This is a genomic window from Bradyrhizobium sp. AUGA SZCCT0222 (assembly GCF_018130205.1).
Taxonomy (GTDB): Bacteria; Pseudomonadota; Alphaproteobacteria; order Rhizobiales; family Xanthobacteraceae; genus Bradyrhizobium.
In genome coordinates, this window is record NZ_JAFCLX010000029.1 from 21,731 (window position 1) to 47,114 (window position 25,384).

The 25,384-nt window shown below is 59.6% G+C and carries 23 protein-coding genes and 3 pseudogenes; 11 read left to right on the plus strand and 15 right to left on the minus strand.

Annotation, left to right across the window (positions count from 1 at the left end; all coding sequences use genetic code 11):
• The first annotated feature begins 219 nt into the window (after positions 1 to 219).
• The 4 genes from JQ629_RS23525 to JQ629_RS23540 all read left to right on the plus strand — a co-directional run bounded on the left by JQ629_RS23525 (position 220) and on the right by JQ629_RS23540 (position 4,698).
• Entirely contained in the window at positions 220 to 564 is a 345-nt protein-coding gene (locus tag JQ629_RS23525; RefSeq protein ID WP_212414679.1) for a hypothetical protein, read from the plus strand.
• A gap of 232 nt (positions 565 to 796) precedes the next feature.
• Entirely contained in the window at positions 797 to 3,217 is a 2,421-nt protein-coding gene (locus JQ629_RS37785; RefSeq protein ID WP_212414680.1) for an MrcB family domain-containing protein, read from the plus strand.
• 4 nt (positions 3,218 to 3,221) lie between these two features.
• Positions 3,222 to 4,253: a 5-methylcytosine restriction system specificity protein McrC gene (locus JQ629_RS23535; RefSeq protein ID WP_212414681.1), complete on the plus strand. Its 1,032-nt coding sequence runs from the start codon at positions 3,222 to 3,224 to the stop codon at positions 4,251 to 4,253.
• 280 nt (positions 4,254 to 4,533) lie between these two features.
• Complete coding sequence (locus JQ629_RS23540) at positions 4,534 to 4,698, plus strand: hypothetical protein (RefSeq protein WP_212414682.1); 165 nt, start codon at positions 4,534 to 4,536, stop codon at positions 4,696 to 4,698.
• Between the two features lie 316 nt (positions 4,699 to 5,014).
• Here the strand turns inward: JQ629_RS23540 and JQ629_RS23545 are convergent, their stop codons facing one another.
• The 7 genes and pseudogenes from JQ629_RS23545 to JQ629_RS23575 all read right to left on the minus strand — a co-directional run bounded on the left by JQ629_RS23545 (position 5,015) and on the right by JQ629_RS23575 (position 9,906).
• On the minus strand, positions 5,015 to 5,413 hold the full coding sequence (locus JQ629_RS23545; RefSeq protein ID WP_212414683.1) for a DUF2513 domain-containing protein: 399 nt from the start codon (positions 5,411 to 5,413) through the stop codon (positions 5,015 to 5,017).
• Between the two features lie 83 nt (positions 5,414 to 5,496).
• Entirely contained in the window at positions 5,497 to 6,150 is a 654-nt protein-coding gene (locus tag JQ629_RS23550) for a hypothetical protein (protein ID WP_212414684.1), read from the minus strand.
• A gap of 37 nt (positions 6,151 to 6,187) precedes the next feature.
• Positions 6,188 to 7,507: a pentapeptide repeat-containing protein gene (locus JQ629_RS23555; protein ID WP_212414685.1), complete on the minus strand. Its 1,320-nt coding sequence runs from the start codon at positions 7,505 to 7,507 to the stop codon at positions 6,188 to 6,190.
• Between the two features lie 84 nt (positions 7,508 to 7,591).
• The gene (locus tag JQ629_RS23560; protein ID WP_212414686.1) at positions 7,592 to 8,254 is read right to left on the minus strand and encodes an SOS response-associated peptidase; all 663 of its coding nucleotides are present in this window, start codon (positions 8,252 to 8,254) and stop codon (positions 7,592 to 7,594) included.
• Positions 8,255 to 8,272: 18 nt separating this feature from the next.
• Positions 8,273 to 8,572, minus strand: coding sequence for an STAS-like domain-containing protein (locus tag JQ629_RS23565; protein ID WP_212414687.1), 300 nt, complete (start codon positions 8,570 to 8,572; stop codon positions 8,273 to 8,275).
• The gene (locus JQ629_RS23570) at positions 8,566 to 9,456 is read right to left on the minus strand and encodes an ATP-binding protein (RefSeq protein ID WP_212414688.1); all 891 of its coding nucleotides are present in this window, start codon (positions 9,454 to 9,456) and stop codon (positions 8,566 to 8,568) included. Before JQ629_RS23570 ends, JQ629_RS23565 begins: the two co-directional genes overlap by 7 nt.
• Positions 9,457 to 9,493: 37 nt before the next feature.
• Positions 9,494 to 9,906, minus strand: a pseudogene (locus tag JQ629_RS23575) (hypothetical protein).
• 216 nt (positions 9,907 to 10,122) lie between these two features.
• On the opposite strand from JQ629_RS23575, the pseudogene JQ629_RS37950 reads away from it, so the two are divergent.
• Positions 10,123 to 10,614, plus strand: a pseudogene (locus tag JQ629_RS37950) (sce7726 family protein); the annotation flags it as partial.
• A gap of 66 nt (positions 10,615 to 10,680) precedes the next feature.
• Here JQ629_RS37950 and JQ629_RS23585 read toward each other — a convergent pair.
• Complete coding sequence (locus JQ629_RS23585) at positions 10,681 to 11,676, minus strand: beta family protein (RefSeq protein WP_212414689.1); 996 nt, start codon at positions 11,674 to 11,676, stop codon at positions 10,681 to 10,683.
• A gap of 410 nt (positions 11,677 to 12,086) precedes the next feature.
• Here JQ629_RS23585 and JQ629_RS23590 point away from each other — a divergent pair.
• Positions 12,087 to 13,388 (plus strand): annotated as a pseudogene (locus JQ629_RS23590) (ComEC/Rec2 family competence protein); the annotation flags it as partial.
• Positions 13,389 to 13,430: 42 nt separating this feature from the next.
• Here JQ629_RS23590 and JQ629_RS23595 read toward each other — a convergent pair.
• From JQ629_RS23595 to JQ629_RS23615, 5 genes are all read right to left on the minus strand, one after another.
• Complete coding sequence (locus JQ629_RS23595; protein WP_212414690.1) at positions 13,431 to 13,847, minus strand: hypothetical protein; 417 nt, start codon at positions 13,845 to 13,847, stop codon at positions 13,431 to 13,433.
• A gap of 139 nt (positions 13,848 to 13,986) precedes the next feature.
• On the minus strand, positions 13,987 to 14,226 hold the full coding sequence (locus JQ629_RS23600) for a hypothetical protein (RefSeq protein WP_212389021.1): 240 nt from the start codon (positions 14,224 to 14,226) through the stop codon (positions 13,987 to 13,989).
• 234 nt (positions 14,227 to 14,460) lie between these two features.
• Positions 14,461 to 15,168: a transcriptional repressor LexA gene (gene lexA / locus JQ629_RS23605; RefSeq protein WP_192733386.1), complete on the minus strand. Its 708-nt coding sequence runs from the start codon at positions 15,166 to 15,168 to the stop codon at positions 14,461 to 14,463.
• 240 nt (positions 15,169 to 15,408) lie between these two features.
• Positions 15,409 to 16,620, minus strand: a complete 1,212-nt coding sequence (locus tag JQ629_RS23610) for a molybdopterin molybdotransferase MoeA (RefSeq protein WP_212414691.1) — start codon at positions 16,618 to 16,620, stop codon at positions 15,409 to 15,411.
• A 12-nt stretch (positions 16,621 to 16,632) separates the two neighbouring features.
• Positions 16,633 to 17,259 (minus strand): HAD-IA family hydrolase, encoded by a 627-nt coding sequence (locus JQ629_RS23615; RefSeq protein WP_212414692.1) that lies wholly within the window; start codon positions 17,257 to 17,259, stop codon positions 16,633 to 16,635.
• Positions 17,260 to 17,412: 153 nt separating this feature from the next.
• Between JQ629_RS23615 and JQ629_RS23620 the strand changes: the two genes are divergently transcribed.
• Both JQ629_RS23620 and JQ629_RS23625 read left to right on the plus strand, forming a co-directional pair.
• Positions 17,413 to 17,715: a hypothetical protein gene (locus tag JQ629_RS23620; RefSeq protein ID WP_212262330.1), complete on the plus strand. Its 303-nt coding sequence runs from the start codon at positions 17,413 to 17,415 to the stop codon at positions 17,713 to 17,715.
• A gap of 69 nt (positions 17,716 to 17,784) precedes the next feature.
• On the plus strand, positions 17,785 to 18,957 hold the full coding sequence (locus JQ629_RS23625) for an NADH:flavin oxidoreductase/NADH oxidase (RefSeq protein ID WP_212414693.1): 1,173 nt from the start codon (positions 17,785 to 17,787) through the stop codon (positions 18,955 to 18,957).
• Between the two features lie 81 nt (positions 18,958 to 19,038).
• On the opposite strand, the gene JQ629_RS23630 is transcribed toward JQ629_RS23625, so the two are convergent.
• A complete protein-coding gene (locus JQ629_RS23630; protein ID WP_212414694.1) occupies positions 19,039 to 19,524 on the minus strand; it encodes a GNAT family N-acetyltransferase in 486 nt (161 codons plus the stop codon).
• Positions 19,525 to 19,831: 307 nt separating this feature from the next.
• Here JQ629_RS23630 and JQ629_RS23635 point away from each other — a divergent pair, with 307 nt between their 5' ends.
• The 3 genes from JQ629_RS23635 to JQ629_RS23645 all read left to right on the plus strand — a co-directional run bounded on the left by JQ629_RS23635 (position 19,832) and on the right by JQ629_RS23645 (position 23,064).
• Positions 19,832 to 21,772 carry a cyclic nucleotide-binding and patatin-like phospholipase domain-containing protein gene (locus tag JQ629_RS23635; RefSeq protein ID WP_212414695.1) on the plus strand — a complete coding sequence of 647 codons (1,941 nt, stop codon included), beginning with the start codon at positions 19,832 to 19,834 and terminating at the stop codon, positions 21,770 to 21,772.
• Between the two features lie 200 nt (positions 21,773 to 21,972).
• Positions 21,973 to 22,296 carry a sigma factor-like helix-turn-helix DNA-binding protein gene (locus JQ629_RS23640; protein ID WP_212414696.1) on the plus strand — a complete coding sequence of 108 codons (324 nt, stop codon included), beginning with the start codon at positions 21,973 to 21,975 and terminating at the stop codon, positions 22,294 to 22,296.
• 63 nt (positions 22,297 to 22,359) lie between these two features.
• Positions 22,360 to 23,064, plus strand: coding sequence for a GNAT family N-acetyltransferase (locus tag JQ629_RS23645; protein ID WP_212414697.1), 705 nt, complete (start codon positions 22,360 to 22,362; stop codon positions 23,062 to 23,064).
• 768 nt (positions 23,065 to 23,832) lie between these two features.
• Here the strand turns inward: JQ629_RS23645 and JQ629_RS23650 are convergent.
• Positions 23,833 to 25,308: a protein adenylyltransferase SelO gene (locus JQ629_RS23650; RefSeq protein ID WP_212414698.1), complete on the minus strand. Its 1,476-nt coding sequence runs from the start codon at positions 25,306 to 25,308 to the stop codon at positions 23,833 to 23,835.
• Positions 25,309 to 25,384: the final 76 nt, after the last annotated feature.

Consider the following 25,384-nt stretch of genomic DNA (forward strand, 5'->3'; position numbering starts at 1 on the left):
AGTTCGTCAAAGCGATCCGTCTATAGCCCGTGCACTGGACAACGGCGTCACTCGGTTTGTTGCAGAAGCGCCGGATAGACGCTCCTTCGCAACAATAGGATGACGCAATGGCGAAGCGCCGCAATGCGATCATTTAGCATACGTGAGGTGTCATGCGTTGATCGGCCTGCAGCACGCGGCGCTCTGGCGACAATCATTAAGTACGACGGAGGAGAAAACATGAGCAATGGTTTCGGCAAAGCAGCAGCGGAAGCCGAGTGGGATGCCGCCCTTTCCGCCTACGCAGAGCGCAATAACATATCCGTAAGCGCCGCTACGCTTGAGTTCGTGAATACCATCGAAGCAAGCAAAATCTACAAACGAACGCGGCTCACGTCCCGCTCTGATGCAATGGCGAAAACCGCCGCGATCGGGAACGTCTCGGCGGAAGAACTTGCAAAGGTGGCGTTTCCGAACATGTCGAACTTTGCTGCGATGAACGCCTGGTTGGATACCCCGGAAGGAGAGCAATTTTACGCCGATGATATCGTAGCAAGAAGGAGCGCGCGGCAAGGCCTCGCTTAGACTACGAATTTATCGTTGTTCAGGCGCCCCCCGCCGCTCGGGGGCATCCAGCAATGTCCGCAATCGGGGGTGGAGCGGACCGTTAGGGTGCAGCGCGCGGATTCGACGCGAATGACCCGGAACGGACGTCCCATTTCGTGATACCGCTAATTTTGAGGCTCGACGGAAGCCAGTTTTTACCTGAGATTGCGTTAGTAACAACGGTTTTCAACTTTCGAAATGGGGGCGCGATGTGAGCCGGTTTGCTTGTGAAAAGGACATCAGTGCTGTGCTTCGCGCCGCTGCACACTGGCGCGATCAGGCCTTGCTGAGCCAGGGGTCAATTTTCTCGTCCGAAAAGGTGTGGGCCACTCAAAATATTGTAACGTTGAACGAGGTTTTTACGCTCAACCCGGATGAAACGGATCGATCGTTCCTCAACAAATTGAAGGACCAGCTCGCCAGCAGCAGCCCCCAGGTCAAAATGCTAGCCGCGGAAGTCATGTGGGTGCTGTTGTTGAGTCCGAGCAACCTTTCGGCACGCACTAAGCGCTCGCGTATCCAGCAAATCTGGGATTGGTCAGGGGCGGCGTGGCCAGAAAGTAACCCGCTGATTGCTGACGAAGTTTTGTCGGGGATTGGCAGTGCGGGCCCCGGATTCAATAATTATCGACCGCGCGAACTGACTTTCTGCATCAATTTTCTCTTGCAGTTTCGATCGCTTTCACCCGACGAGCAGACCAATCTTCTGCAAGAACCTTGGCAGTTCGCATCGTGGTTACAGACCGTCCCTGACGCTCAAGCGCGACAGTTTCGTCATATGCTTATCTTTCTGTTGTTTCCTGACGACTTTGAGAGGATCTTTTCAGCTGGTGACCGCACAACCGTCGCCGACCGCTTTGGAAACATTCCACGCGCGCAGGCGGCGAGAATGCCGGCCAATGAACTCGATGAGCACTTGCGCGCAATCCGAAAAGATCTTGAGAAGGAGCTAAAAACAGCCGATCTCGACTATTATTGTAGTCCGCTTAAAGAGCGTTGGCAAAAGGATATAACGTCTTTGGCAGCGGGACTCACCCCGGAACACGTCCTCGACGCCATCGCAAGGATTGATGCCGAAGGTGTTCCGTCTGGAGCCAAGTCATCGACTTATGATCTTGTCATCGGCGAAAAGCGTTATCCGCCCAAGCTGGTACTGTCGTACGCCCTCGAAAAGCTTACCGGTTCGGTGGTTTCGCGATCTGATTTCCCCGGTGGTGAGGATACTGTTGCCTTCGCAATACTTCGCGAGCTTGGCTTCTCAATCGTTCAGAAGGACCTGGTCGGCAGCCTCATTGAAAAATTTTTGGTGCAAGCAGACGGTGGCGAAAGCCTTCGAACGAGTGATTATCCGAAGGAATATCGCGGGCTACAAATCAGGGTAAGCTTCGGCCAAGGGGTGTTCTCGAGAGTGCCGTGGATCGCGTTTCTAAACGCCGGCCAGAAAGTTAGCGAAGGAATTTACCCGGTCCTTCTTTACTATCGCGAGGCCAAGGTCCTGATCTTGGCATATGGCGTAAGTGAGACACATTCTCCCCAACAACGTTGGGCGGAGCTCGTTCAGAAGGAAACCGTAGGTTCATTCTTGAAGGAGAAACACGGTCGAGCAGCCGACCGCTACGGCGACTCGTTCGTCGATGTAGCGTTTACGGTGCCGGACGAACTCGATGTCGAGACTCTGACCGCTCACCTTGATGCGATGATACAGCTCTACATTGATACGATGGCGCTAAGCTCAAACTTAGCTGCTGACGCACCGAAGGAGAGCGTTTCCGTTGAAGCGGCCCTCAAAGACATTTTTGTCGAACAAGAAGACTTTGAGGATTTTTTGGCGAGTCTTAAGCTTAACAAGAATGTGGTTCTTCAAGGCCCGCCCGGCGTAGGGAAGACATTCATTGCTCGGCGGCTGGCTGACGCGTTTTTGGGTGCTGTTGATCCAGAGCGGGTCCAATTTGTCCAATTTCATGCATCGTACGCTTACGAGGATTTTGTTCAAGGTTACAGGCCCGACGGCAAGGGCGGCTTCCTAAGAAAAGATGGCGTTTTCTTACGCTTTTGTCGCCGTGCGGCGGCAGACATCAGTCGGCCTTACGTTTTTATCATCGATGAAATCAACCGAGCCAACTTAAGCAAGGTATTCGGCGAGCTTTTTATGCTCATCGAGCGTGACAAACGTAAAAAGGATTTTGCCGTCGAGCTGGCATATTCCACGGATGACGATGAGCCCTTCTTCATTCCCAGCAATATCCACATCTTAGGGCTTATGAATACCGCCGATCGCTCGTTGGCGCTCGTAGACTACGCTTTGCGTCGTCGTTTCGAGTTTTTTGACATTGGGCCCGGGTTCGATACCAAGCAATTCTACGATTTCATGATAGCGAGCAAAATACCGGAAGCTTTGGTGGGCCACATACGGCAAGTGTTTGGTGATCTCAATAAAGCAATCGGGGAAGATCGCGATCTAGGGCCAGGCTGCATGATTGGCCATAGCGACTTTTGTGATCTTCCGGGCGAGGATGCGGCTGAGGACGCGTACAACCACCGCGTCGAGCACAAGATCGTGCCGTTACTTCGCGAGTACTGGTACGAAGGCACGAAGGCGGACGAGTGGCATCAACGATTGCTGAGAATATAAGCTCGTGGCTAACAGCATACCCATTCACAACATCTATTATCTTCTGTGCTATGCTTGGAACCGGCTGGAGCAGGCGGCCATCGCAGATGCAGGCGGTCTCCCGATGACGAAGCTGGCGGATTTGTTCGCCGCCGTTCTTTGCACGGGTATCGATCATTTAGCGCGACGCGGGCTAGAGAAATGTTTCGACGCCCAGCATGAAACGCTTTCGGGCATTCGCGGCCGCATCGATTTTGGTGGCAGTTTGCGAAAGAACTCATTCTTTCATGGACAAGCTGTCTGTGCGTTCGATGAAGTAAGCATGAATACCGCAGCCAATCGCATCTTAAATACAACGGTGAAGCAGTTATTGAAGTTTGGCGAACTCGATCGAGAACTCCGCTCACGCCTGCGTACAGTGGAGAGGTCACTTAGAGATATCAAAGAGATTGACCTAACCAGCGCGTTATTTCGAAAGGTGCAGGTCTCTTCCAATCGTGCATATTATGGCTTCTTGCTAGATGTTTGTGAGTTTGTTCACAATTCGTGGTTGGTCGATGAAGCAAATGGTGGTCGTAAGTTCCGCGATTTCGCGCGCGACGATGCGGCAATGGCTCGATTGTTTGAATCGTTTCTATTCAATTTCATGACCCGCGAATGCCCGCAATGGTCCGTCGTACGAGAAGACATCAAGTGGGATGCACGTAGCGCAACAGATCGTGAACTACGCTATCTGCCGCGGATGCGGACGGATATCTCGGCAAGGCGCACCGGAGAATACAAGATTATAGACGCAAAGTTTTACACCAATACGCTAAGCAGCCACTATGACGTCGAAAAGATTCACAATGCAAACCTATATCAGATTCTAAGTTATCTAATGAACGCAAAGCCCGACCGCGGGGTCGCACCGCACGGAATACTGATATATCCTCGCGTCGATCGCGACCTTCGTGAGGATTACAGCATACTTGGGAAGACCATCTCCGTCCGAACAGTCAATTTAAATGCGCCGTGGAAGTTGATCGATCAAGAACTTCGCCAGCTTTTGCAGTAAGCTAATGTCCGCTCCTGGCACATTTGAGACAAGCCCGCTTATCCTGAGAATGTCCGTTGGGGGGTAGACCAGAAGTCGCCGTAGTTCGGCCAAACCGACGCGATTGACCCCAAGCCGACATGCGCGGGAAGAGTTCTTTGCCACGCACAAGCTAATAGGCGAGCGCTCTGGTTAAATCAGACATTTTGTGATGGCCGTCACATACCGACGAGAGCTGTGATGCCAAATGTGGTCGCATCGGCGTGGGATGATCGCGCCGCTAATTCAAAGGAGACATGCGATGACTGGAATTGCAATCAATGCAAAGAGCGAAGCTCTGAAGCTGCACGAGTTGTCCTCCGAGGACCTCGATGCCGTGTCTGGCGGCAACGCGGTCAAGGCACGGGAAAACCGAAAGCAGACGGAGGCGCTCAAGGCATTTCGCCAGGCACTCGAGGGTCTCTAAATCAAGGAGAAACCCCTCCACAAGGACGGGTGGTATCTGCGTCGAAACGGCGGCGGCTCAGGAGGCCGCTACCGCTCATGCCTCAAGACCGCCAAGGCGCTCGGCCTCACTGTGCCACTGACGTTGCTTGCCCGCGCCGACGAGGTGATCGAATAAAAGCTTCCTTTGCTGCAGTGCATGAGTCCGGTTTTGATAAGCGAAGGGCTTGCCCATCCATACGTATGCGGCGCTACCAGCTGTCCGCCACGGCGACCGTGGTGCTCGGGCCGTTAGCTGGCCGGCGACCTTACCGACGCTTCCCCCCGTGACGGAAATACTACAGCTTGATCCCCGTCTGGTTCTCAATTTGTTTCTTCAAGAAACCCTTGGCCAGATCGATTATGAGATCGAGGGTAAAGCCGCCCGCGCGCTCAACAGCACCTTTGGTCTTTAGCCAAATTTTGTCATCTCGAACCGAATCCAAAAAGTCGTATCCATCCCACGATAAACCACTGAACCGAATGCGGCTATCCATGTTGTTTGTGCCAGGCGATGTGATCAGTCCTTTGTCTTTCAACAAACCGAGGTGATAGGTAAGATCCCTTGGATCTTCATCAGCGAGGACCTTTACACCCTCCGAGTTGCCATCGATCAACACGAAAGGTGCGCCCGTTGGAATTGGAAGAGCCTCCAATCGCAAGAGCAAGGTACGGATTGTGTCCATATTTCGTGTCATCGGAACCACCTTCGATCGATTGAAAGCTCCCCGGCCGCGCTATTCTACGCTAGATTTCCGGAGAGCGGCCAATTCAAGTGCGGCTACTCTTTTTTGGGGCCGTTCTTCAGTTTCGCTCCCGCAATCCTCAGCTCGCTAAGCAGATAGCCCGCTTGCCGCGAATACTCCTCGATTGCAAAGCTCGGGGGAAGCGCTCGGGCGTGGGCGAGGGCATCTCGTGCTTCCCGCAACGTGTTGAATAGATCAACCATCGTGTATGGGATCAGTTCACGCTTCCAGAGTAGACGTATGATAGTCGATCCGTCTCTGGTCTTCACGCCTAACTCTTCGCCCAGCCTAGCCAGTTCTTCGGACAGCATCTCGTAGGCTGGCAAGACGCTGCTATATACATGCGCCCGCCACAGTCGAGTTATCTCGGGACCGGGCCTTAGCTGCTCCGCTGATAGCGGGAGTTCCGGCTCATCAGGCCTTGGGGGTTGCGGAGGCGCCTCCTGGATAATCTCAGCTCCTTGGGAAAGCAGCTTCTCGAACTTGACCGTCGCGCCCCCGAAGCTGAGTTCAAGGATGCGCTCAGCCAGTGAGTGAATCTGTTTCCTCACCATGATAAGCAGAATCAGGATGACCAGCGGCCATGCCAAGTGGCCGGTCATGCTCTCTATGAACTGGAGCCAGCCCATCTGCTTGACCTCTATTTCCGCGCTGAAGGGATAGGTGATGAGGAATAGCGGGTGAACCATAGGCGCTCGCAAGCGGCTGTTACGCTTTATACCGTGATCATTTCATGCGGTACCAGTTGCGCAGCGCAAGACCGAGCAAGAAGAGCAGCACCACGCCGGATATCGATTGAGCAGCATTGATTGCCTGCGTGGTGTTTGAAAAGCAGTCTACGTCCTGAACCGCTTTCACCAATTCGCGCCGGTCGGGAAGAATGACGAAAATGTTCGAAAAACTGAGTTTGACGGCGAGCTTGAACGGCATCGGCTCGCCGGCGCACAACGGCACCTTTGTGAAAATGGCGATGCCAGCCGCGAAGACGCCGATCAGCCAGAGCACAGGCCTGATGAAACTGTTGCCGTAATCGCTGAATAGCTCATAGAGAATATTGAGGATCCAACTGCCAGACAGCTTTCGGATCAAAGCCCGCCGCGCTCGCAACTCTCTGCGGAAAAAGCTCTGCTCGTCCTCATGCTTCTTAAGGCGTTCCATCTCCTGTTTAAGCCGTTCATAGGCGTAGACCTGCCGCTGTGCGGCAGATCGGTGACGCGATGGTCTCGGCCAAATTACGTCGTGCCACTCTGTGGCTTCATGGATAGTTGCTCCGCGAAAGTCGGGCACGTGGGTTTCGAATCGGGCGCCAGAGAATCTCGTTTGACCAGCGAACTTTGTATTCACGAAGCTAACTTCGCGGTTGAACGCTACGAAATCGAAGTCAATCGGGCCTGAGAACGTTGCTGAGTCAAAGGAGGCGTTTTCAAAGAACGTTGCCGACTCAAAGGCGCCTTTTCCAAAAATTGCCGCACGGAAATTGGCGCGGGAAAACGCTGTTGACCGGAAATTGAAGTTTTCGAAATGCGCGCTGTCGAAGTCCGCCAACGATTTAAACGTTGCGGAGTCGAAGCAGCAGGGCCCGCTAAAGGTGACGCGATTAAAGCTAGCTTTGTTAGTAAATGTCGCCGTTTCGAACCAGGCATGTTGGGCGAATGTTGCATCGAAGAACTGTGCGTCGCCGGAGAAACTTGCTCGGTCGAAGACGACGAAGTCTGAAAAGGTTGCATTCGTAAAGTCTACGAGGTTCACGAAGAGAAACTCATGAAAGTCAATCGGGCGATCAAAGTGGGTATTCGAGAAGTTATGATGCTTCGTTGGCTCGGGGGGTAGACCCGGTTTGCCTGTGCGATGGGCGAAAGTTTGCGCGAACCGACTCCGTTCGTCCTCTGCCATGTCACCGAACCATCGGTTCCAGGCAAGGCAATTGTTTTTGGCTAGGGTAGGGTCATGCTTGCCAATGGGTTGTTCGCCGTAGAGCGTCGCGAGACAGTACCAAGGGTTGTCGTTGGCCGCGCGAAGCAGGGCAGGCTTTCCGGCGTCGTCCATAGGTGAACCTTCGGCACGAGAATGTCGAACCTTAGCCCGCTTGTCGCGATACCGAACAGGTTGTTTCCGAGTACCCAACAACTTTTACGCTGCCGCCATGTCTTCCTTATCCGCCCCGCGTGCCACGATCTGGAGCGCATCATCCGGCAACGGGCGCTGCAGCGCCTTCGCATCATCCCATGGCGCGCGCATCCAGGCGTCGCGCTCCTCGGCGGTCGTCAGGATCACCGGCATTGCCTTCGGATGGATAGGTTCGACGACCGCGTTTGGCCCTGTCGTCAGGAAGCCGTACACCAGATGAGGGCCGGGGATCGGCTTCGACTTGGTGCCCCGGTCGCCCTTGAATTCGGTCCAGATGCCCGCGAAGGCGAACAGCGGCCGGGCGTCATTGAGGGCGAACCAGACGACGTCTTTCTTTTTGGTGACCGGGTTCGGCTCTGGCGCGTATTCCGCGAAGCTGTTCACCGGGATCAGGCAGCGGTTCTCCGGTTTCAGCCAGCCTCGCCAGTGCGACGACGAGGCGTTGCGGATGTTGGTAACCGGCGCGCCGCCGAACTTCGGGGGCGGCGGCATGCCCCACCGCATCGATATCAGTTCGCTGCCGTGATCGGTGTTGCGGACAATCGGCGCGGGGTAGTCAGGGAAGACGCCGGGCATCGGCTGGAGGTTGCCGATGTAGCGGTTGACGACGCGGAACAGCGCGGCGATGGCCGCTTGGTTTGTAGTGATGCTGTATAAGTTGCACATCGCTGAGCAAGCGATGGGCTATGCAGCGGCAGAGCCAGATGCGGCTCGTTCTAAACGCGTCTTGATCATATCGTTGATTTGTCTGGTTGATTTCACCACCCGCAGGTGTTTTCGGAGAAAGTCGAGCGAGTAATCGGATAGAAGAGCTACGATTGCAGTGTTCACGAAAGACGATGTGGCTGTGGTCACGCCAGCAAAATCGAGAGTGACCACGTCACCCGACTTCAGCCCGAGCTTAACGGCCTTCAGCACTATCTCGCCTTGAGCTGCCGTATCGGCAGCCTCGGACAGTTCCTTCACTGAGAGCTGAATCACCACTCCAAATCCTCCGGCTCGTCGGGAACATGTATGATCGTATCAGTCCTGAGCACGATGTCGACAGTCGTTCCTGGGCAAAAACCAGTGCTCCAGAGCTCTTGATTCTGGATGCCAGCCGGGCCCGGCTCAAACCGGACGATTGAATAACCCGAGCAAAAAGTGACTGTTCCCTGGTTTTGGCCCACCACCTGGGTGATTAGGTAATCTAATCCGATTCCCTGATTTCGTGGGGTCGGCTTTGTGCTGAATCCGTACTCGGTGGCCTTCACAATCGCCTGGTAGTCGGACAGTTGAGGAAACGCCGTCTTGACGTTGAAAGGGATGCCAGCTCCCATGTCAGAGAGTGTCACGTAAACTCGGTTCTCTCTCGGAAAGTGCTGAGCAAAGATTGTTCCGATGTCGTATCGCGTGTGATCCTGAATGTTGTTGAATAGTTCTGCGATACAGTTCTGAAATGGATGCAGCGATGCGGTCGTCGTCCCAAGGCGGCCAGCGAGCCAGGGAACGAGGTCCGACCTCAACCACGCGTGCGAGTCTTCATGAGCGATTCGCTTGAGCGGTCTGGTGGTCGCGCGAGGAGCAGCAGCCACTCGACGTTTCGCCCCGCAGTGCTGTTCGAAAAAAAGCGAGTCGTCCAGGAAGACAAGAGCTTGTGTGTTAAGGTCGATATTTTTCAGCAAGACCTTCGTACCTTGGCTATGCAGCCAAGAAATAAGATTGCTTAAAAAGACAACTCCTGCTGGCCGGACAAATCCGAGCGGCTGAAAGTCGATGTGAAGTTCTGGAGGCCATCCTCCCGCAGCGAGTTTTGCCGTGTCCTCGGCGACGGTCGCAATGGCCGAGCTGTTAAGCTGCCAAGGAAGGGTGAGCACAGGTATTGTCACAAGGTCTCCTTACGCACCCACTCGGCGCATCGTCAATTCAACGTTCCCCCGGCCACCACGACGACGGCGGGTCGCTTGCCGATATCTTGGTCGGTCGCAGCGCCACAAGGTGGCTGCGCTTGTAAGGATAGCAGCGGACCTGCGAACAGTCCCGGCAGCGCATGTATCGTTCCAGTTCATGGATTGGCGTCACTTTCGGTCGGCGCACGGTGTCAGCGCCACCGTCTGATGCGTGTTGCAGCCGAGGCACTTCACTTCAAGATAGAGGTAGCCGGCGTTGAGGGCGTCGCCAAGCGCCGGAGAGGGCTGGGCAGGTCCCCGGAAGCCGAGCATGCGCTTGTTCCAGGCCTCGCAGGCCAAGCGATCGGCGGTCTTGCGCGCCCGCACCGCATCCTCGGCGGCAGCCTTGACCGACGACCCGTAAATGGTTTCACGTGACTTGGTGCCCATGATCCATTGAAGCGCGGCGGTGCCCGTAAGGGAAGCCGCTACAGATTGCGGATCGGCGACGGAGTCGACGCAAGAATTGCCAACGGCGTGGGGCCAAGAGCGACAGCGTGGTCCGGCTCTTGAGGCCAACGGCATATTAACCGGAACGGTTGTAGACTCGCTTCGATTGCGCTAACGCAATCTCCACGGGACCCGCCCATTCCAGAAGAGTGTGTGATGAGAGACCTCGACGTGCGAACGGCCCTTCGCCGCGAACTCTATGAACAGCACTTCGGCGACGATCGCACGCTGATTGTGGAGGAAATGGGTATTTGGTCGGGCTCGGTTCGGGTCGATATCGCGGTGGTGAACGGCGAACTTCACGGGTTCGAAATCAAAAGCGCGCGTGACACGCTGGCACGACTGCCCGGTCAGGAACGACTCTATAGCCAAGTGTTCGACCGTGTCACGCTTGTCGTGGCTGAAAACCATGCGGAAAAGGCGAAGCAAATGATTCCGCCATGGTGGGGGACGATCTGCGCGTCAGCAACCGAGCATTCGACTGTCAGCTTGGTGCCAGACCGAATTGGAACGGTAAATCCTCAACCGGACTCTTTGCAAACTGTTCGGCTGCTGTGGCGCGAAGAACTGCTGGATATATTAGGCCGTTATGGAATGCTAAAGGGCCATCGGAGTGCGCCTGCAGAACGACTTTGTCGAAGGGTAGTCGACGGTTTGCCCGAGAATATTTTGCGGTTGGAAGTTCGAGAAACGTTAAAACGTCGGCTTGCTTGGTCAAGGAAGAGTATTGGCAATAAATGTGAAGTGCCGATTGGCGTTGATTTCGACCCATTGAGCGCGTCCCCCGGCACTCCCGGTGGTAGTAGCAATAGAAGTAATCCGTTGATCAGCCCAGCAGATCGGTAGTCCACCAAAGTCGGGACGAGCTCTCAGGGTTTGTGCATGTGCTCGATATTGGTGGCCCATCGGCACTCCGGTTGCGCCGGTCGTGCGTCTGCCCTTTATCATGACCCAGTTGTTGGCGATGGTATATCGCACGCTGACGGTTGCAGCGGCCATGGCGATGCCCGGCGGTTCGGTTAGGTCCCGGTGCGAGATTCCGAAGTCAGCAAAATCGACAGGCTTCGCGGGAGGCTGAACAATATTCGACCACATCAACCAATCGATCCGTGGAACAACGGTCGTTCCAAGTGCGAGTTGACCGAAATCCTTCGGTGCTGACGAGCTTCCCAGAGTAACCGACCGCCACTGAGAGCCAGGAAGGTTCGTCTGGAGAATGTGGCTTACGTATCCAGCGAAAGAAACCGGCTCATACTCTGAGATGTGTCCGCCATCAATAAGCAGGTCTATCTGGTTCTGAGGGACGTTCATCTGCTGGGCAAAGCCGGAAGCCGATGGCAGGTTTCCCGGAGTGCATTTGAGCATGAGCCCTGGACCAAATCGATTCAGATGTGCAAACGAAGCGAGATTATACGGGTGCGCTGCACCAATTTCGATAACTGGCAAGACGGGTATACCGCTCGCGCCAAGCGCCAAAAACGTGTTGTCGAAATCCGTGGAGGTTCCCGAGCCGTTGAAGTTGAACGAGCCGTCCAAAAAGCAAGTTCGACCTGACCAAGCGGCTGCCATGCGGGCTGCAAAGGTTGCCGGGGGTGTCTCAGCAACATGAAACACTGGAGCGATCCGATTCTTTTCGCCCGGCGCTAGATTTAGCAATGCCGTCGCCTCACCAGCCTTGGTCTTCAACATGGGACGATAAGTGAAAGGCATGGGGATATCCGAATCAGGACAGTAGGTTGAAAATCAAACCTCGTTCAACCCCGAGTGCTTGGCAATCCCATGCCGGACCTTTCCACCTCCGGAATCTTTGCAAAATTTCGCCCCGGATGATGCCCGGGGGCTTCTTCGTGCGTCAAATCGTCCGGTGGCAACGGTCAGTAAGTGCCAGTGGCGATTAAAGTAGTCGCCGTTTTCCCCAGCTAACTATCTGCATCTACATAGTATGTACCAGCAGTCCCGAGCTCTTTCGGCTAGCGGCCGTGAGTGCGATTCCCCGCGACGATAGCCTACTTACCCGGCGCTGACTTTTGCAAATAGCGGTGTTTGTTCTCAAGAGAGCAATCTCGATTTAGTTGAGCAAATTGAGGCATTTGTGGAATTTTCATTTCGTCGCTTGACTATTTGCGATCAAGAAATGGTCGGCGGTGGCGGCACTCGCCGCGTCGGCGTTTTATCTGTTGCTCTCCGGCGCTGAAGTCGCGACCCAGCGTTCGTTCTTCATGACGGCCGTGGTGCTGATCGCGGTCATGGTCGACCGCCGCGCCATCACGTTTCGAACGCTCGCGGTCGCGGCCCTCATTGTCTTGACCATCGCACCGGAGGCGCTGGTGCATCCGAGCTTCCAGATGTCGTTTGCGGCGACCCTCGGACTGGTGGCGCTGGTGCAACTCGGCATGCCGCGCCTGTTCGCGCAGCCGGATCATTCCGCGACCGCGCAGGTGGCGCTGTGGGGCGGCCGCGAGATCACGATGCTGCTCCTGGCCTCATTGGTGGCGGGCCTGGCCACCACGCCTTACGCGGCGTTTCATTTCCACCGGGTGACGCCCTATGGCGTGCTCGCCAATCTCGCGGCGATGCCGGTGGTCTCGGCGCTGGTGATGCCGGCGGGCCTGCTCGGCCTGGTTGCGATGCCCTTTGGTTTTGACGGCGTGTTCTGGGCCATCATGGGCGTCGGCATCGACTGGATGATCGTTGTCACGCAATGGGTCGCGGCCTTGCCGGGCGCGGTTGGTCGTGTGCCGGCGTTCGGCATCGGCCCGCTGATTGCGGCCAGCCTTGGCATCATCCTGCTCGGCCTGTTGCGGACGCCGCTGCGCTATACCGGCGCGGCCGTGGTGCTGGTGGCGGCGGTGTGGGCGGCGAGGGTGCCGCAGCCGGACATCCTGATCTCCGCCGACGGGCGCAATGTCGGTGTCCGCGGCCAGGACGGCAAACTGCATTTGATGCGCGCGGCCAAGGGCGCCGCGAGGGATGGCTTCCTCGTCAAGGAATGGCTGGCGGCGGATGCCGACGCCCGAAAGCCTGCCGATGCCTCGCTCACCGAGGGCGTCTCATGCGACGAGAGCGGCTGCGTGATGCAAGGCGCCGGTGGCGGGTTCGTGGCATTGGCGCTGCGGCCGGAAGCGCTGGCGGATGATTGTGAGCGCGCGGCGCTGGTGGTGACAGCAAGGCAGGCGCCTGCGGCGTGCGGCGCCTCGGTGATCTCTGCGGAGCGTCTGCGGCGGCAGGGCGCCATGGTGCTGCGGCGAAGCGGCAGCGGATTTACCATCGATGCCGTCAAGCTCCGGGGCGTCGATCGTCCATGGTCGCCAGCGATCGCGGGCGAGTGGGACGCGGAGACAACCATCCTCGCGCCGCGCCGTACGGCGCCGCGTGCGGTCGATGCGACCCCGTCGGAAGCGGATCTCCAGGCCGAGGAATAAGGATTCACGTTCCCCGGCGGGGCGCGACCGGCGGCGCGGAATTCAACCGGTGGAAAGCGGTGTCGCCGTGTCCGCCTTCGTTGTTGTGCGCTCGGGAATCGGATGCACCACCGGCAATTGCAGCACGGTGACGCGCTGACCCTCGCAAAGCTGCGTCACCAGCACATGGCTGCCGTCGGGAAATTCGATCGCGTCGTGGTGACGTTCCTTGATATGCGGATCGATGGTGTTGAACTTGCCGACGCGAAAACCGATCGTCCGCGTCCAGATCCAGCGATTGTCGTATTTGACGTCTTGCGCGAAGGCCAGTTCGGTCCCGGGCAGCATGCAGACCGCGACTGCGGGGTCGCGTTCGCTGGCAAAGCCGCGGGTCGAGGTGCCGCGGAAGGTGGTCGATATCAATGTCTCGCCGGCCTCAGCAGGACGCGTTGCCATCGCGTGCAAACTATAGTCACACATCGGATCGCTCCCTCGTAAGAGATAGAGACCCGTGCCTCCCTCGAGGCGCTGGCCTCTATCAGAGTGGACTTGAGCAAAGTCTATTCCTGTTCTGGGCAATAGTGCGACGGAAAGGCCGGCGTGCCCGATCACAAACGCGCTACGGCGGCTGCGGATCTTCGGGCATCGGCGGCAGCGGCAGTTCGAAGGCGCCGAGATGGAATTGCTCCCTTCCGTCGTCGGCAATCCCGGGCAGCGCGACCAGCGTGAACGCAGCCTCCGGATATTGCTGCCAGATCGCGAGATCTTCCGCCGTCACCATCAGCCAGCCGAACCGGAGCATGTAGCGGCCCGGCTCGGTCACGAGTCCCGCCCTCTGCCAGGTGATCTTGGTGATCATATTGCTGACCACGTCTCGTCCCCCCGGTTTTTGCGTCTTCGCGTTGAAAACGCGTCAAACCAACCATCCTCGCCCGCACAGCTTTTGCCGCATTCTGGGCAATTGTGCGACGCGTGGCCCCACCGTTCTCCGTCATGACGGCCACAGCCGTCAGAAGGATGCCCGGCACTCGGCCGGGCATGACGACTTCGGATAAGGAATGACGCTACTGACGCCCGCGAAAGCGGGCCGCCCTCAGTACTTGCGGTACAGCCCGATCAGCTTGCCCTGAATCCGGACCCGGTTCGGCGGCAGGATGCGGACTTCATAGGAGGTGTTGGCGGGCTCCAGGGCGATCGAGGCGCCGCGGCGGCGGAAGCGTTTCAGGGTGGCTTCCTCCTCGTCGATCAGCGCCACCACGATATCGCCGGTGTCGGCGGTCTCGTTGCGCTGGATCAGCGCCATGTCGCCGTCGAGAATGCCGGCGTCCACCATGGAATCGCCGCGGACTTCGAGCGCGTAATGTTCGCCGGAGCCGAGCATGTCAGGCGGTACGCTGATGGTGTGGCTGCGGGTCTGCAGCGCCTCGATCGGGGTGCCGGCGGCGATCCGGCCCATTACGGGAACGGCGACCGGACGGTTGCCATCGTCCTCGGCGGGCGCGCTGGCGGCGCGGACCTTGCCGAGCGTGCCTTCGATGACGCTGGGAGTGAAGCCGCGGCGGCCGTTGCCGTTACCGGCGCCCGCAAGCTCGGGCAGCTTGATGACTTCGATGGCGCGGGCACGGTTGGGCAGGCGGCGGATGAAGCCGCGCTCTTCCAGGGCGGTGATGAGGCGGTGGATACCGGACTTGGAGCGGAGGTCGAGCGCATCCTTCATTTCGTCGAAGGAGGGCGGCACGCCGGCTTCCTTGAGCCGTTCGTTGATGAAACGCAGAAGTTCATACTGTTTGCGCGTAAGCATCTCGAGCAATCCCCCGGTTGGCGCGTCGTAATTCGTGGTCGTTCAGTTTCGCGGTACTTCAGTTTCGCGGTTCTCAGTTGCGAGTGCGGTCTCAAATTCGGAAGTCCAAAACTCCCATTTGTAGACACCAGCTCTCGAAACAAATCATGAACGGACACTATATGTTCGATACATGTTCCGCAACCACTTAATTTCAGGTGAACGCGCGCCGACTTCGCCCGAACAGGCCGTCGCAATGCGTCATTCCGGCAGGCGCAGGAACTCGCATGGCGTGCCTTTCGGCAGCGCCGGCGCAAACGGCGGACGTATCAAAAGCGCCCGTGCCGCAGCGAGATTTCCAAGCAGCGACGAGTCCTGGTGGCTCACCGGCACCGCGATCAACGCACCGTCTTCGCGCCGTTCGAGCCGTGCGCGCAAATAGTCTTCGCGCTGGTCGTTGGCGGGAAGATCGCGGCCGAGCAGGGCGGTCTCACGCACGTGATGGATGGTTTTTCGGCCCGACAGCGCGCGAATCAGCGGCACCAGAAACAGGAAGCCGCAGACATAGGACGAGACCGGATTGCCGGGCAGGCCGATCACCCGCATCGCGCCGAGGCGGCCGTGCATCATCGGCTTGCCCGGCCGCATCGCGATGCGCCAGAACGCCATGGCGACGCCCTCGGCCTCCAGCGAGCGCTTGACGAGGTCGTGGTCGCCGACCGAGGCGCCGCCCATCGTGATCAGGATGTCGGCGCCCGACGCGCGGGCGCGGCGGATGCCCTCGGTGGTCGCCTCGAGCGTGTCGGCGGCGATGCCGAAATCGATGGTTTCGGCGCCCTCGGCCCGCGCCAGCGCGCGCAGCGCGTAGCCGTTGGAGTAGACGATCTGGCCCGGGCCCGGGGTCGAGCCCGGCATCACCAGCTCGTCGCCGGTGGCGAGCACCGCCACCTTGGGGCGGCTGATCACGGCGAGTTCCGGATAGTTCATGCCGGCGGCGAGCGACAGATCGCGGTCGGTGAGGCGGCTTCCCCTGGAGAGCAGCACATCGCCCTCGCGAAAATCGGCGCCGGCGGCGCGGATATGCCGTCCCGGTTTGGCGGTTTCCGTGATCGTGATGTGGTCGCCGCCGGCGGCCGTGTCTTCCTGGATGATGACGGCGTCGGCGCCATCAGGGATCACCCCGCCGGTGAAAATCCTGACCGCTTCGCCCGGGCCCACCTTGCGTTCGAACGGGCGGCCCGCCGCGACTTCGCCGATCACCTTCAGCCGCGCGGAGAGGTCGGCGGCATCGGCCGATCGCACCGCATAGCCGTCCATCGCCGACATCGCCTGCGGCGGCTGGGTGCGCTTTGCCGCAAGGTCGCGCGCGAGCACCCGATGCCAGGCGGTGTCGAGTGCGGCCATTTCTTCCGCCAAGGGATCGGCGCCCGCAAGGATCGCGGCCAGCGCATCAACGACCGGCATCAGGGCCACGGCAACACCCTCTCAAATTCCCAGCGCGGCGAGCGCCTTTGCGACGTCATCCGGCCCTGTCACATGTACCGCGGCCAGGCCGCGCGCCCGCGCGCCGTCGATGTTCGCGGCGGAATCGTCGAAGAACACGATGCGGGAGGCGGGAACACCGATCGCCATGACGACGTGATCATAGGCCGCCGCATCGGGCTTTCGAAGCCCGATCGTCGATGACAGGTAGATTTCACGGAAATGGCCGAGCACGCCGGCATAGGCCTGGCTGAAATGCACGACATGCGCGTTATTGGTGTTGGAGAAGGCATAAAGCGGCAGGCGTTGTCCGGCGCGCGCCAGCGATGCGGCGATGTCGGGCATTTCGCCGGCGAAGATCGCGTTCCAGCCTTCCAGGAACTGGGCGTCCGATATCCCGATGCCGAGTGAGCCACGCAGGCCTGCGAAGAATTCGGCGTCGCTGATCTCGCCCCGCTCGTGGCGATGCCAGGCGTCATTGGGCAAGAACCGCTCGACCAGCTGTGCGGGCTCGCAGCCGGCATGGCCGGCCCAATTGGCCACCACCTTGCCGAAGTCGATATCGAGTACGACGCGTCCAAGATCGAACAGGAGCGCGTCGGCGGAGTTGGGGAGAAGCGGGGCGTTCATGCCAGACGTTTACAAAACTGGACCGCTCTGGGCAACGACTGGCTGCAACCAGCAAAATGCGTGTTTTCGCGAGCAACTTCCGCCCAATCCAGCACTTAGGCTGGCGCGGGAGCTGTGCTAAGCGTTTGGCCGGAAAGTCCGGGGAGTGATCGCATGAAAATGATTGGTATCGTGGCTGTGATGGTCTTGCTGGCCGGGCCGGCGTTGGCACAGCAGGCACCCGTTCAACAATACGGGGAGCCGGACAAGGAAAAGTCGCCGTCGGAGATCGCGGCGGCGAAGGAGGCCGAGCGGGCCTACAAGCGGTCGCTGGGCAATATTCCGGAGCAAAAGAGCACGGATCCCTGGGGAACCGTGCGCAGCGACAATGCCGCCCCGAAAGCCGCAGCCAAGCCGCCCGCGAAGCCGAAGGCAGCCAAGACGGATATCAAGACCGAGACCACCGCAAAACAATAACAGCCGCCCGCCGGCAGCTTGCCGGGACTGGGGTGCCCAGGATTCCAGGAAACCGGCGAGGACGCTCGAATGTCGAACACGCTGCTGTTTTCGCCGGTGACGATTCGCGGCGTTGAGCTGAAGAACCGCATCGTGGTGCCGCCGATGCACCAATATTCCGCCGTGAAGGGGTTTCCGACCGACTGGCACCTGATGAACTCAGGCAAATTCGCCGCCGGCGGGGCCGGGCTTGTCGTCGTCGAGTCGACCAAGGTCGAGCGCCGCGGTTGCGGCACGGTCGGCGATCTCGGCATCTGGGACGACGCCTTTGTCGAGCCGCTTGGCCGCCTCGTTAGATTCATCCATCAGCAGAATGCGGTCGCGGGCATTCAGCTCGGCCATTCCGGGCGCAAGGCGCGCGCGACCCGGCCGTGGGAAGGCGACCGGCCGCTGCAACGGACGCCCGAGATCGAGGATTGGGACGCCTGGTCGCCGGTGGCGCCGAGCGCGATTGCCCATAGCGAGAAATGGCCGGTGCCGAAGGCCCTGGAGCGGAGCGAAGTGAAAGACCTCGTGCAGGCCTGGGGCCAGGCCGCGCGGCGCGCCCATGAGGCCGGTTTCGACGTGCTGGAGCTGCACGGTGCGCACGGCTATCTCGTGCATCAATTTTTGTCCGAGCGATCCAACCAGCGCACCGACGAATATGGCGGCTCCGAGGCCAACCGGACGCGCTTCATCATCGAGATCACCGAAGCGGTGCGCACGCACTGGCCCGACCACAAGCCGCTGTTCGTGCGCCTGTCGGTGGAGGACAACGCCGGATGGGGAGCGGAGCAGAGCGCGCGGCTGGCAAAAATCCTCAAGGCCAAGGGTGTCGACGTCATCGACTGTTCGTCCGGCGGCATCACCGAGATGGCGCCGATCCTGGGCAAGGAAATCAAGTACAGCTACCAGGTGCCGCTGTCGGACTATGTCAAACGCCACGCCGATATCATGACCATGGCGGTCGGCCTCATCATCCATGGCGACCAGGCCGAACAGATCCTGCAGGACAAGCAAGCCGACCTGATTGCGGTCGGCCGCGAAATCCTCAACAACCCGAACTGGCCGATGGACGCCGCCCTCAAACTCGGCGTCGAAGGCCCGTTCCGCAACGTGCCCCCGCAATTCGGCTATTGGCTGGGCACGCGCGCCAAACGCGGCTTTGGCACGCAGCCGTCGACCTGGCAGAGCGGGCTGAACGAGGCGGGGAAGGTGACCTGAAGCTGGTAGCCCGCATGAGCGCTAGCGATTGCGGGTATCGGAGGAATGCCGGAGTCCCGGATGTCGCTTTGCTCATCCGGGCTACATAACAATCCGCTTCTCGAAGAACACACTCGCCGCAATGGATTGCGGCGCTTTCAGCGCGTAATCCCCAAACGCGGAACATTCCCGGAATCCCGTCCGTATATAGAGCCGCATCGCCGCGATCTGGCGCGTTCCTGTCTCCAGGCGCAACATGGGAAGTCCGGCGCCACGCACCTCGTCTTCGATGCGCGCGAGAATGGCGTCGGCAACGCCCTGGCCCCGCGCGTTGCCGCGCACATACATGCGCTTGACCTCGGCATATTCAGGGAAGAGGGCGACGCCGCCGCAGCCCACCGCCGCGCCGTGACGTCGCGCGAGGAAGAAGCGGACATGCGGTTGAAAGATCGCATCGATGGGAAAGCCATGCCGCTGCTCCGGCGGATACTCCACCGCGAGCACGGCCTCGAGCTCGCCGATCAGCAGGCGCACCTCATCGGTCGCGGCCAGCGCAACTTCGATCTGCACGTCATCGCCGTTGCTCATCGGTGCTCCCTTTTAGACCCGTACGTTCGCGAGCTTGGCCCGGGCGAGCGAAGCGATATCAGGATTTCTTCAGATTCGTCCTGACAATTGCAACGAGATGCCGAAGATTGCAGGCGGCTTAACGCGATCGATCAAATGTTGAGTAATTGACATTACCGCCCATCCACCATGGCTCAACTAATCCCGTTGTCCTGACGTCTGGCAAGGCAATTTGAACGCGTGAGCTGCTATGTGTCGGCGCGGCTATGAAATACGTTGGCGGCAACAAGGTCACTTGCGCCACGCAGTCTCGATCGAGGAAAATATAATGGTAGATGGTGCCACCGCATCTGAGCCACCCTTCGTCCCCGACGCTCCCCTTCTCGCCGATGCCGCAACGCCTCCCGAGGCCTTCGTTCCCTCCGACGTCTCGATCTTCAGGATGCTGACCGCAGAACAGCGTCAGGAGATCCGGGGTTTCATGCGCGAGCTGGTCATTCTGCGCGGCGAAGAGCTTGTCGCCGAGGGCGACGCGTCGGACGCTTTCTTTGAAGTCGTGCGCGGCGCATTCACGGTGCAGCGCGCGGGCGACGAAGGGCTGATTGCCGAACTGGGGCCGGGCGATCTCATCGGTGAAATCGGCTTTTTTGGGAAGATCCGGCGGACGGCCACCGTAACGGCGATCAGGGATTCCTGTGTTCTCTCATTGTCGCGAGCCGCTTACAACAAAATTGCAACTGAAGCGCCCAGCATCGTTGGTTTCTTGCTTGAGGCGATGGCGCTTCGGGTGGCCGAGACGACGTCGCGCGTCGTTCCCAACCGGCAACTTGCGCGCACGCGAACAATCGTGGTTCTGGAAGGGGGAAGGGAGCCGGTGCCGCCGCAGTTTTACGCGTTGCTGACACAGGCGCTCGGCAACGCGGTGGTTGAGATCGTGACCTCCCAGCGTATCAATCAAATGTTCCCCGGACGGGATCCGGACGATGAAGAGGTAACCGGCTGGCTGCATCGACTGGAGCAGGCATCCGATCTCGTCGCCTATTTTGGCGACCGGGAGCTGACGCGCTGGACCCAGAAATGCATCCGGCAATCCGATCAGGTCCTGTTCGTGTGCAGGGGCAGGGCGCCGGATGATTCCCTGACCGAAGTAGAGGCTGCGGCGTCGACCTATCATCGAACCAACGAGCGGCGGCTCGTGCTCGTTCATGATGAGCGAAGCGGTGAAGTGCGTGGCACGGGCGCCTGGTTGAGGCGCATGCCCGTCTTCATGCATCACCACATATCGCTTCAGGACGACATCGATGTACGGAGCCTGGCGCGCTTCCTGCTCGGCCGGGCGATCGGGTTTGTGGCGGCTGGCGGGGGAGGATTGGGTCCGGCGCACCTTGGAATCTACAAGGCGTTTCGCGAACGCGGCGTTGACTTCGATATCTTCGTCGGAACCAGCGTCGGGGCTGCCATGGTCGCCGGCTTCGCCAAGAACCTCGAAGCTGAAGATCTTGATCGAGGCACGGACGATATCTTCGTCAAGAGCCGGAGTTTCAAGCGTCCCACCTGGCCGCGATACTCCCTGCTTGACCACAAGGCCCTCGACCGCGCGCTTGCGGAGGCGCTCGGGGCGGATTGCAACATCGAGGATTGCTGGAAGCCGTTTGCCGCCGTGGCAACCAATCTCTCCACCCAGGCTGGTGAAGTCATTCGTACCGGTTCGTTGTGGCAGGCCGTGCGGGCGTCAGCCTCCATTCCAGGCATCTTGCCGCCGTTCTACACCAAGGATGGCTCGATGCTGGTTGACGGCTGTCTGATCGACAACATCCCGCTTGCGCCGATGCACAATCTGAAGCGCGGGCCCAACCTGGTGGTCCATTTTGGCAAGCAGGAAATCGAACGCTTCGAGGTGGATTACGATGCGCTTCCGGGACGCCTCAAGCTGATTTCCAGTCTGCTGCTGCCGTTTGGCAAAAAGCGCCTGCCAAGGGCGCCATCGGCGGTCAGCGTGCTCTGGCGCAGCCTGCTGGTGCATCAGCGCGTGGATTCGATTCCGGTGGGCCCCGCCGATTTTGTGATGCGTCCGCCGACCATTCCTGGCGCCAAGGTCATGGAGTTCGACAATCACAAGCGTGTTTTCGAAGCGTCCTATCTGTGGGCGAAATCAACGCTTGAAAGCGCGGAAGGCGATCAGCACGCAGCACTGCTCGCGATCCTCTCAAAGGGCTCGCCATTGCGCGCCGCTGCCGGCCGGACGTTCGCCGAGCTGGCCGCAAGCTGAGTTCAGGCGTCGCTTTGACGCGTGCATATCTATCATTTGAATAAAATTTATCCTGTTTTAGGGTTTCACCGCGAAAGCGAACCTGAAACCATTTTCCGTTCCACAGAACTATTCTCTGCAATTCACGAAGTCGTGCAGAAACGCGGCCTCCTTATTCGTCCGTTCCATCGCGTGAATGGAAGCGCAATAAGGAGACGATCATGCAAACGACTTCTGCCGAGACCAGCGCATCGGCCCGAGAGAACGGAATCTCCTGGCTGAACGAGGCCGGCATCGATCTGTCTCAGATGATGCTGCGGCTTGGATGCGCCAGGACGAGCGTGGAGCTCGACCACTATCTCAGGAGGTTGCTGCCGGCTCATCGCGAGGTGATTGAACTCGTCGACTTCGCGCTCAAGTCCCTCGAGGAAGCAAGCGAGATCATCGGCCTCCCGCAGGCGACGATCAAGACGCGCTTGTTCTACGCCCGCAAGGCGTTGGTCCACGTGGTCAAATATCAGAACATCGAGCCCGTTGCCGCCTAGTGCGCTCCCGGGGAGGGCATGACCTCCTCGACCCCTTCACCAGTATGTTCAGAGGAGCCGGTCATGAATTCGATCGAATGGCGGCATGAAGTGATGGTTGTGGATTGCGACTCTCCCGCGCTCGCACCAATGCTCCAAGGCGAAGCGCTCGACGTCGCCGCGACCTTCGTAGCCACGGCAGCCGCGGCGGTTTTCGAAATTGTGCGGTTGCGGACCGGTAAGTCGGTCGTGATCCGCTTGCTTGAGGCTGATGACCGCGAAGCGCTGCAGGCCTACTTCGAGGCGCTGTCGCCGGCCGCGCGACGCAATCGGTTCACGGGCGCCAGCCATGGCCCCTCGGATCGGGATCTCGACCTGTTGTTTCGGTCCAGCGCGGATAGTCGCTTCGCTGTGGTCGCGGTGATGACGGTGAATGGCGTCGAAACGATCGTCGCCGAGGCCTGCTATGCGTTCGATCGGGCAACCGGCGGCCTGGAGTTCGGCGTTTCCGTCCACGATGAGCACCGGGGCTGCAGCATCGGTTCTGCATTGCTTTCGAATCTCGAGCGCCTCGCGGCGGCATTCGGCGCCCGCCATATCTTCGGCGACACGCTGCGGACCAACAATGAGATGCAGGCCCTTGCGCGCAAGGCAGGCTTTTCCTTCTCCAATACGCCGGGCAATTGGTGCGAGCGCCGCATGGTGAAGCCGTGTTTGGCGGCGTTGAGCACGATGCTTGGCGGCGTCATGCCGGGGTTCGGGGCGGCCGGAAAGCTGTCTGTCGCCTGATCCGATGCGATCGGCTTCAAGCAGGCCAGCCGCCGCGATGGTCGCAAAGGCCGTTCGGGCCTGCGTGCAATGACGCCTGGGCGCGACAAAACGACCCGACGGGCAAATCAGTTCTGATTTACGGAAATCGTGTCAAGCCCCAAAATAAAAAATATTTCTGTTTACCAGAAGGCAAATCAGGTGCATATATCTGTCCATCCCGTCCTACTCAGAAGGGCGTCGGCCGTCGTCACGGACGTTGGGCGGGTTGCGGTGGACGCTTGTTTGCGCTGAGACGACGGCGTGGACTTAGCGTACGGCAAAACCGTGTGGTCCTGGCGCCCGTTGCTGGCGTCAAGCTGTCGGAGAAGCGCAAGCGGAAACGGTAGTGACGGAGTCAACCAAGAACTCGTCTCCGGGGAGATCACGGCATAAGCCGTAAAGCCATTGCGCAGGGAAGGCCGGGTGTTCTCCGCTGCCCTGTATGCTCGTGTGCAGCCTTTTTGTGCAAACCGCACACGGGACCGCGGGTGCAGCGCGCACCCGGTCTTCCCTGCGCCCTCTGATTTTGGGGGCAAGGAATTTCTGGCAAAACTCGGGCGCAATGCGTCGCGAGAATGCAGAGGCGTGTTTGGGATGATGGTGCAAACTACAAACACCACCGTCGTCCCGGCCTTGAGCCGGGACCCATACGCCGCGGCAGAGATTGTTGCGCAGGATGGTCGACTGCTTTTTTCAACAACCGATGACCGGGGTTATGGGTCCCGGCCTTCGCCGGGACGACGAAACTCACGTCCCGCAGAACGTCTGCAGCACGCGCTGCTCCGGCTGTGGCGGATCGGCATAGCCGGCAAACTCCGGCTGGTCCTCGAACGGCTTTGCCAGCACGCTCAGCAATTCCTCGAACGGTGCGTAATCGTTGTTATTCATCGCGGCCTGGATCACGGCTTCGACGCGATGGTTACGCGGGATGAAGGCCGGGTTGACCTTGCGCATCGCGGCATGTCGTTCCGTCGCCGATTGCGGCTCGTCGGAGATGCGTTGCCGCCAGCGCGCCGCCCACTCATCGAACGCCGCGGGATCGAGGAATTGGGCCCTGACGTTGTCGTCGTTCGCGTCCAGCGCGGCGTCGGCGAGGCGGCGGAAGGTGAGGGTGAAGTCGGCCTGGTTCTTGGCCATCGCATCGAGCAGGTCCTGCACCAGCGCCTCGTCACCATCACGCTGATCGAACAGGCCGATCTTGGCGCGCAGTCCAGCCTGATAAGCGCTGGTGAATTTTTCGGCGAATTCGCCGAGGATGAATTGCGCCTGTTCGATCGCCTTGTCCTTGTCGTCGGAATACAGCGGCAGCAGGCATTCGGCGAGCCGCGTCAAATTCCACAGCGCGATCTGCGGCTGGTTGGCGTAGGCGTAGCGGCCCATCTCGTCGATCGAGGAGAACACCTGTGCGGGATCGTAATGGTCCATGAACGCGCACGGGCCGTAGTCGATGGTCTCGCCCGAGATCGAGGAATTGTCGGTGTTCATGACGCCATGGATGAAGCCGACCAGAAGCCAGCGCGCGACCAGATCGGCCTGCCGCGCCACGACGCCTTCCAGCAGCGCGTGATAGGGGCGCTCAGCCTTGGCGGCCTCCGGATAGTGGCGCGCAATCGCGTGGTCGGCGAGCTGGCGCACGCCGTCGGTGTCGCCGCGCGCGGCGAAGAACTGGAAGGTGCCGACCCGGATATGGCTCGCGGCCACGCGGGTCAGCACCGCGCCGGGCAGCATGGTCTCGCGCTGCACGCGCTCGCCGGTGATCACGGCCGCGAGCGAGCGCGTCGTCGGAATGCCGAGCGCGAACATCGCTTCGCTGACGATGTACTCCCGCAGCACCGGGCCAAGCGCGGCGCGGCCATCGCCGCGGCGGGAAAACGGCGTCGGGCCGCTCCCCTTGAGCTGGATGTCGCGGCGGACGCCGTCGGCGTCGATGACTTCGCCGAGCAGGATGGCCCTTCCGTCGCCGAGCTGCGGCACGAAATGCCCGAACTGGTGGCCGGCATAGGCCATCGCGATCGGATCGGCGCCGTCGGGGACGCGTTTGCCAGCCAGGATCTCGGCGCCCTCAGGGCCGGAAAGCACCTCCGGATCGAGGCCGAGATGGACGGCCAGCGCCCGGTTCAGCTTGATCAGCCGGGGAGCGGCCACAGGGGTGGGGGCCACCCGGGCGAAAAAGTTCGCCGGCAGCGCCGCATAGGTGTTCTGGAACGGGAAATGGACGGTCATGACCACAAAGATAGGCGCGTCCGGGGGATAGGCAAAGGGCTCACGCCCGATAGGTTCGAAATGCCGCTTTTTGGGC

Excerpts from the sequence above, each read along its gene's own strand:
- JQ629_RS23600 (WP_212389021.1), bottom strand. The coding sequence starts at position 14,226 with ATGATCACCAAGATCACCTGGCAGAGGGCGGGACTCGTGACCGAGCCG.
- JQ629_RS23640 (WP_212414696.1), top strand. The coding sequence starts at position 21,973 with ATGCAAACGACTTCTGCCGAGACCAGCGCATCGGCCCGAGAGAACGGA.
- JQ629_RS23620 (WP_212262330.1), top strand. The coding sequence starts at position 17,413 with ATGAAAATGATTGGTATCGTGGCTGTGATGGTCTTGCTGGCCGGGCCG.
- JQ629_RS23540 (WP_212414682.1), top strand. The coding sequence starts at position 4,534 with ATGACTGGAATTGCAATCAATGCAAAGAGCGAAGCTCTGAAGCTGCAC.
- JQ629_RS23635 (WP_212414695.1), top strand. The coding sequence starts at position 19,832 with ATGGTAGATGGTGCCACCGCATCTGAGCCACCCTTCGTCCCCGACGCT.
- JQ629_RS23645 (WP_212414697.1), top strand. The coding sequence starts at position 22,360 with ATGAATTCGATCGAATGGCGGCATGAAGTGATGGTTGTGGATTGCGAC.
- JQ629_RS23525 (WP_212414679.1), top strand. The coding sequence starts at position 220 with ATGAGCAATGGTTTCGGCAAAGCAGCAGCGGAAGCCGAGTGGGATGCC.
- lexA (WP_192733386.1), bottom strand. The coding sequence starts at position 15,168 with ATGCTTACGCGCAAACAGTATGAACTTCTGCGTTTCATCAACGAACGG.
- JQ629_RS23615 (WP_212414692.1), bottom strand. The coding sequence starts at position 17,259 with ATGAACGCCCCGCTTCTCCCCAACTCCGCCGACGCGCTCCTGTTCGAT.
- JQ629_RS23630 (WP_212414694.1), bottom strand. The coding sequence starts at position 19,524 with ATGAGCAACGGCGATGACGTGCAGATCGAAGTTGCGCTGGCCGCGACC.
- JQ629_RS23560 (WP_212414686.1), bottom strand. The coding sequence starts at position 8,254 with ATGTGCAACTTATACAGCATCACTACAAACCAAGCGGCCATCGCCGCG.
- JQ629_RS23555 (WP_212414685.1), bottom strand. The coding sequence starts at position 7,507 with ATGGACGACGCCGGAAAGCCTGCCCTGCTTCGCGCGGCCAACGACAAC.
- JQ629_RS23550 (WP_212414684.1), bottom strand. The coding sequence starts at position 6,150 with ATGGTTCACCCGCTATTCCTCATCACCTATCCCTTCAGCGCGGAAATA.
- JQ629_RS23585 (WP_212414689.1), bottom strand. The coding sequence starts at position 11,676 with ATGCCTTTCACTTATCGTCCCATGTTGAAGACCAAGGCTGGTGAGGCG.
- JQ629_RS23625 (WP_212414693.1), top strand. The coding sequence starts at position 17,785 with ATGTCGAACACGCTGCTGTTTTCGCCGGTGACGATTCGCGGCGTTGAG.
- JQ629_RS23650 (WP_212414698.1), bottom strand. The coding sequence starts at position 25,308 with ATGACCGTCCATTTCCCGTTCCAGAACACCTATGCGGCGCTGCCGGCG.
- JQ629_RS23595 (WP_212414690.1), bottom strand. The coding sequence starts at position 13,847 with ATGTGTGACTATAGTTTGCACGCGATGGCAACGCGTCCTGCTGAGGCC.
- JQ629_RS23545 (WP_212414683.1), bottom strand. The coding sequence starts at position 5,413 with ATGACACGAAATATGGACACAATCCGTACCTTGCTCTTGCGATTGGAG.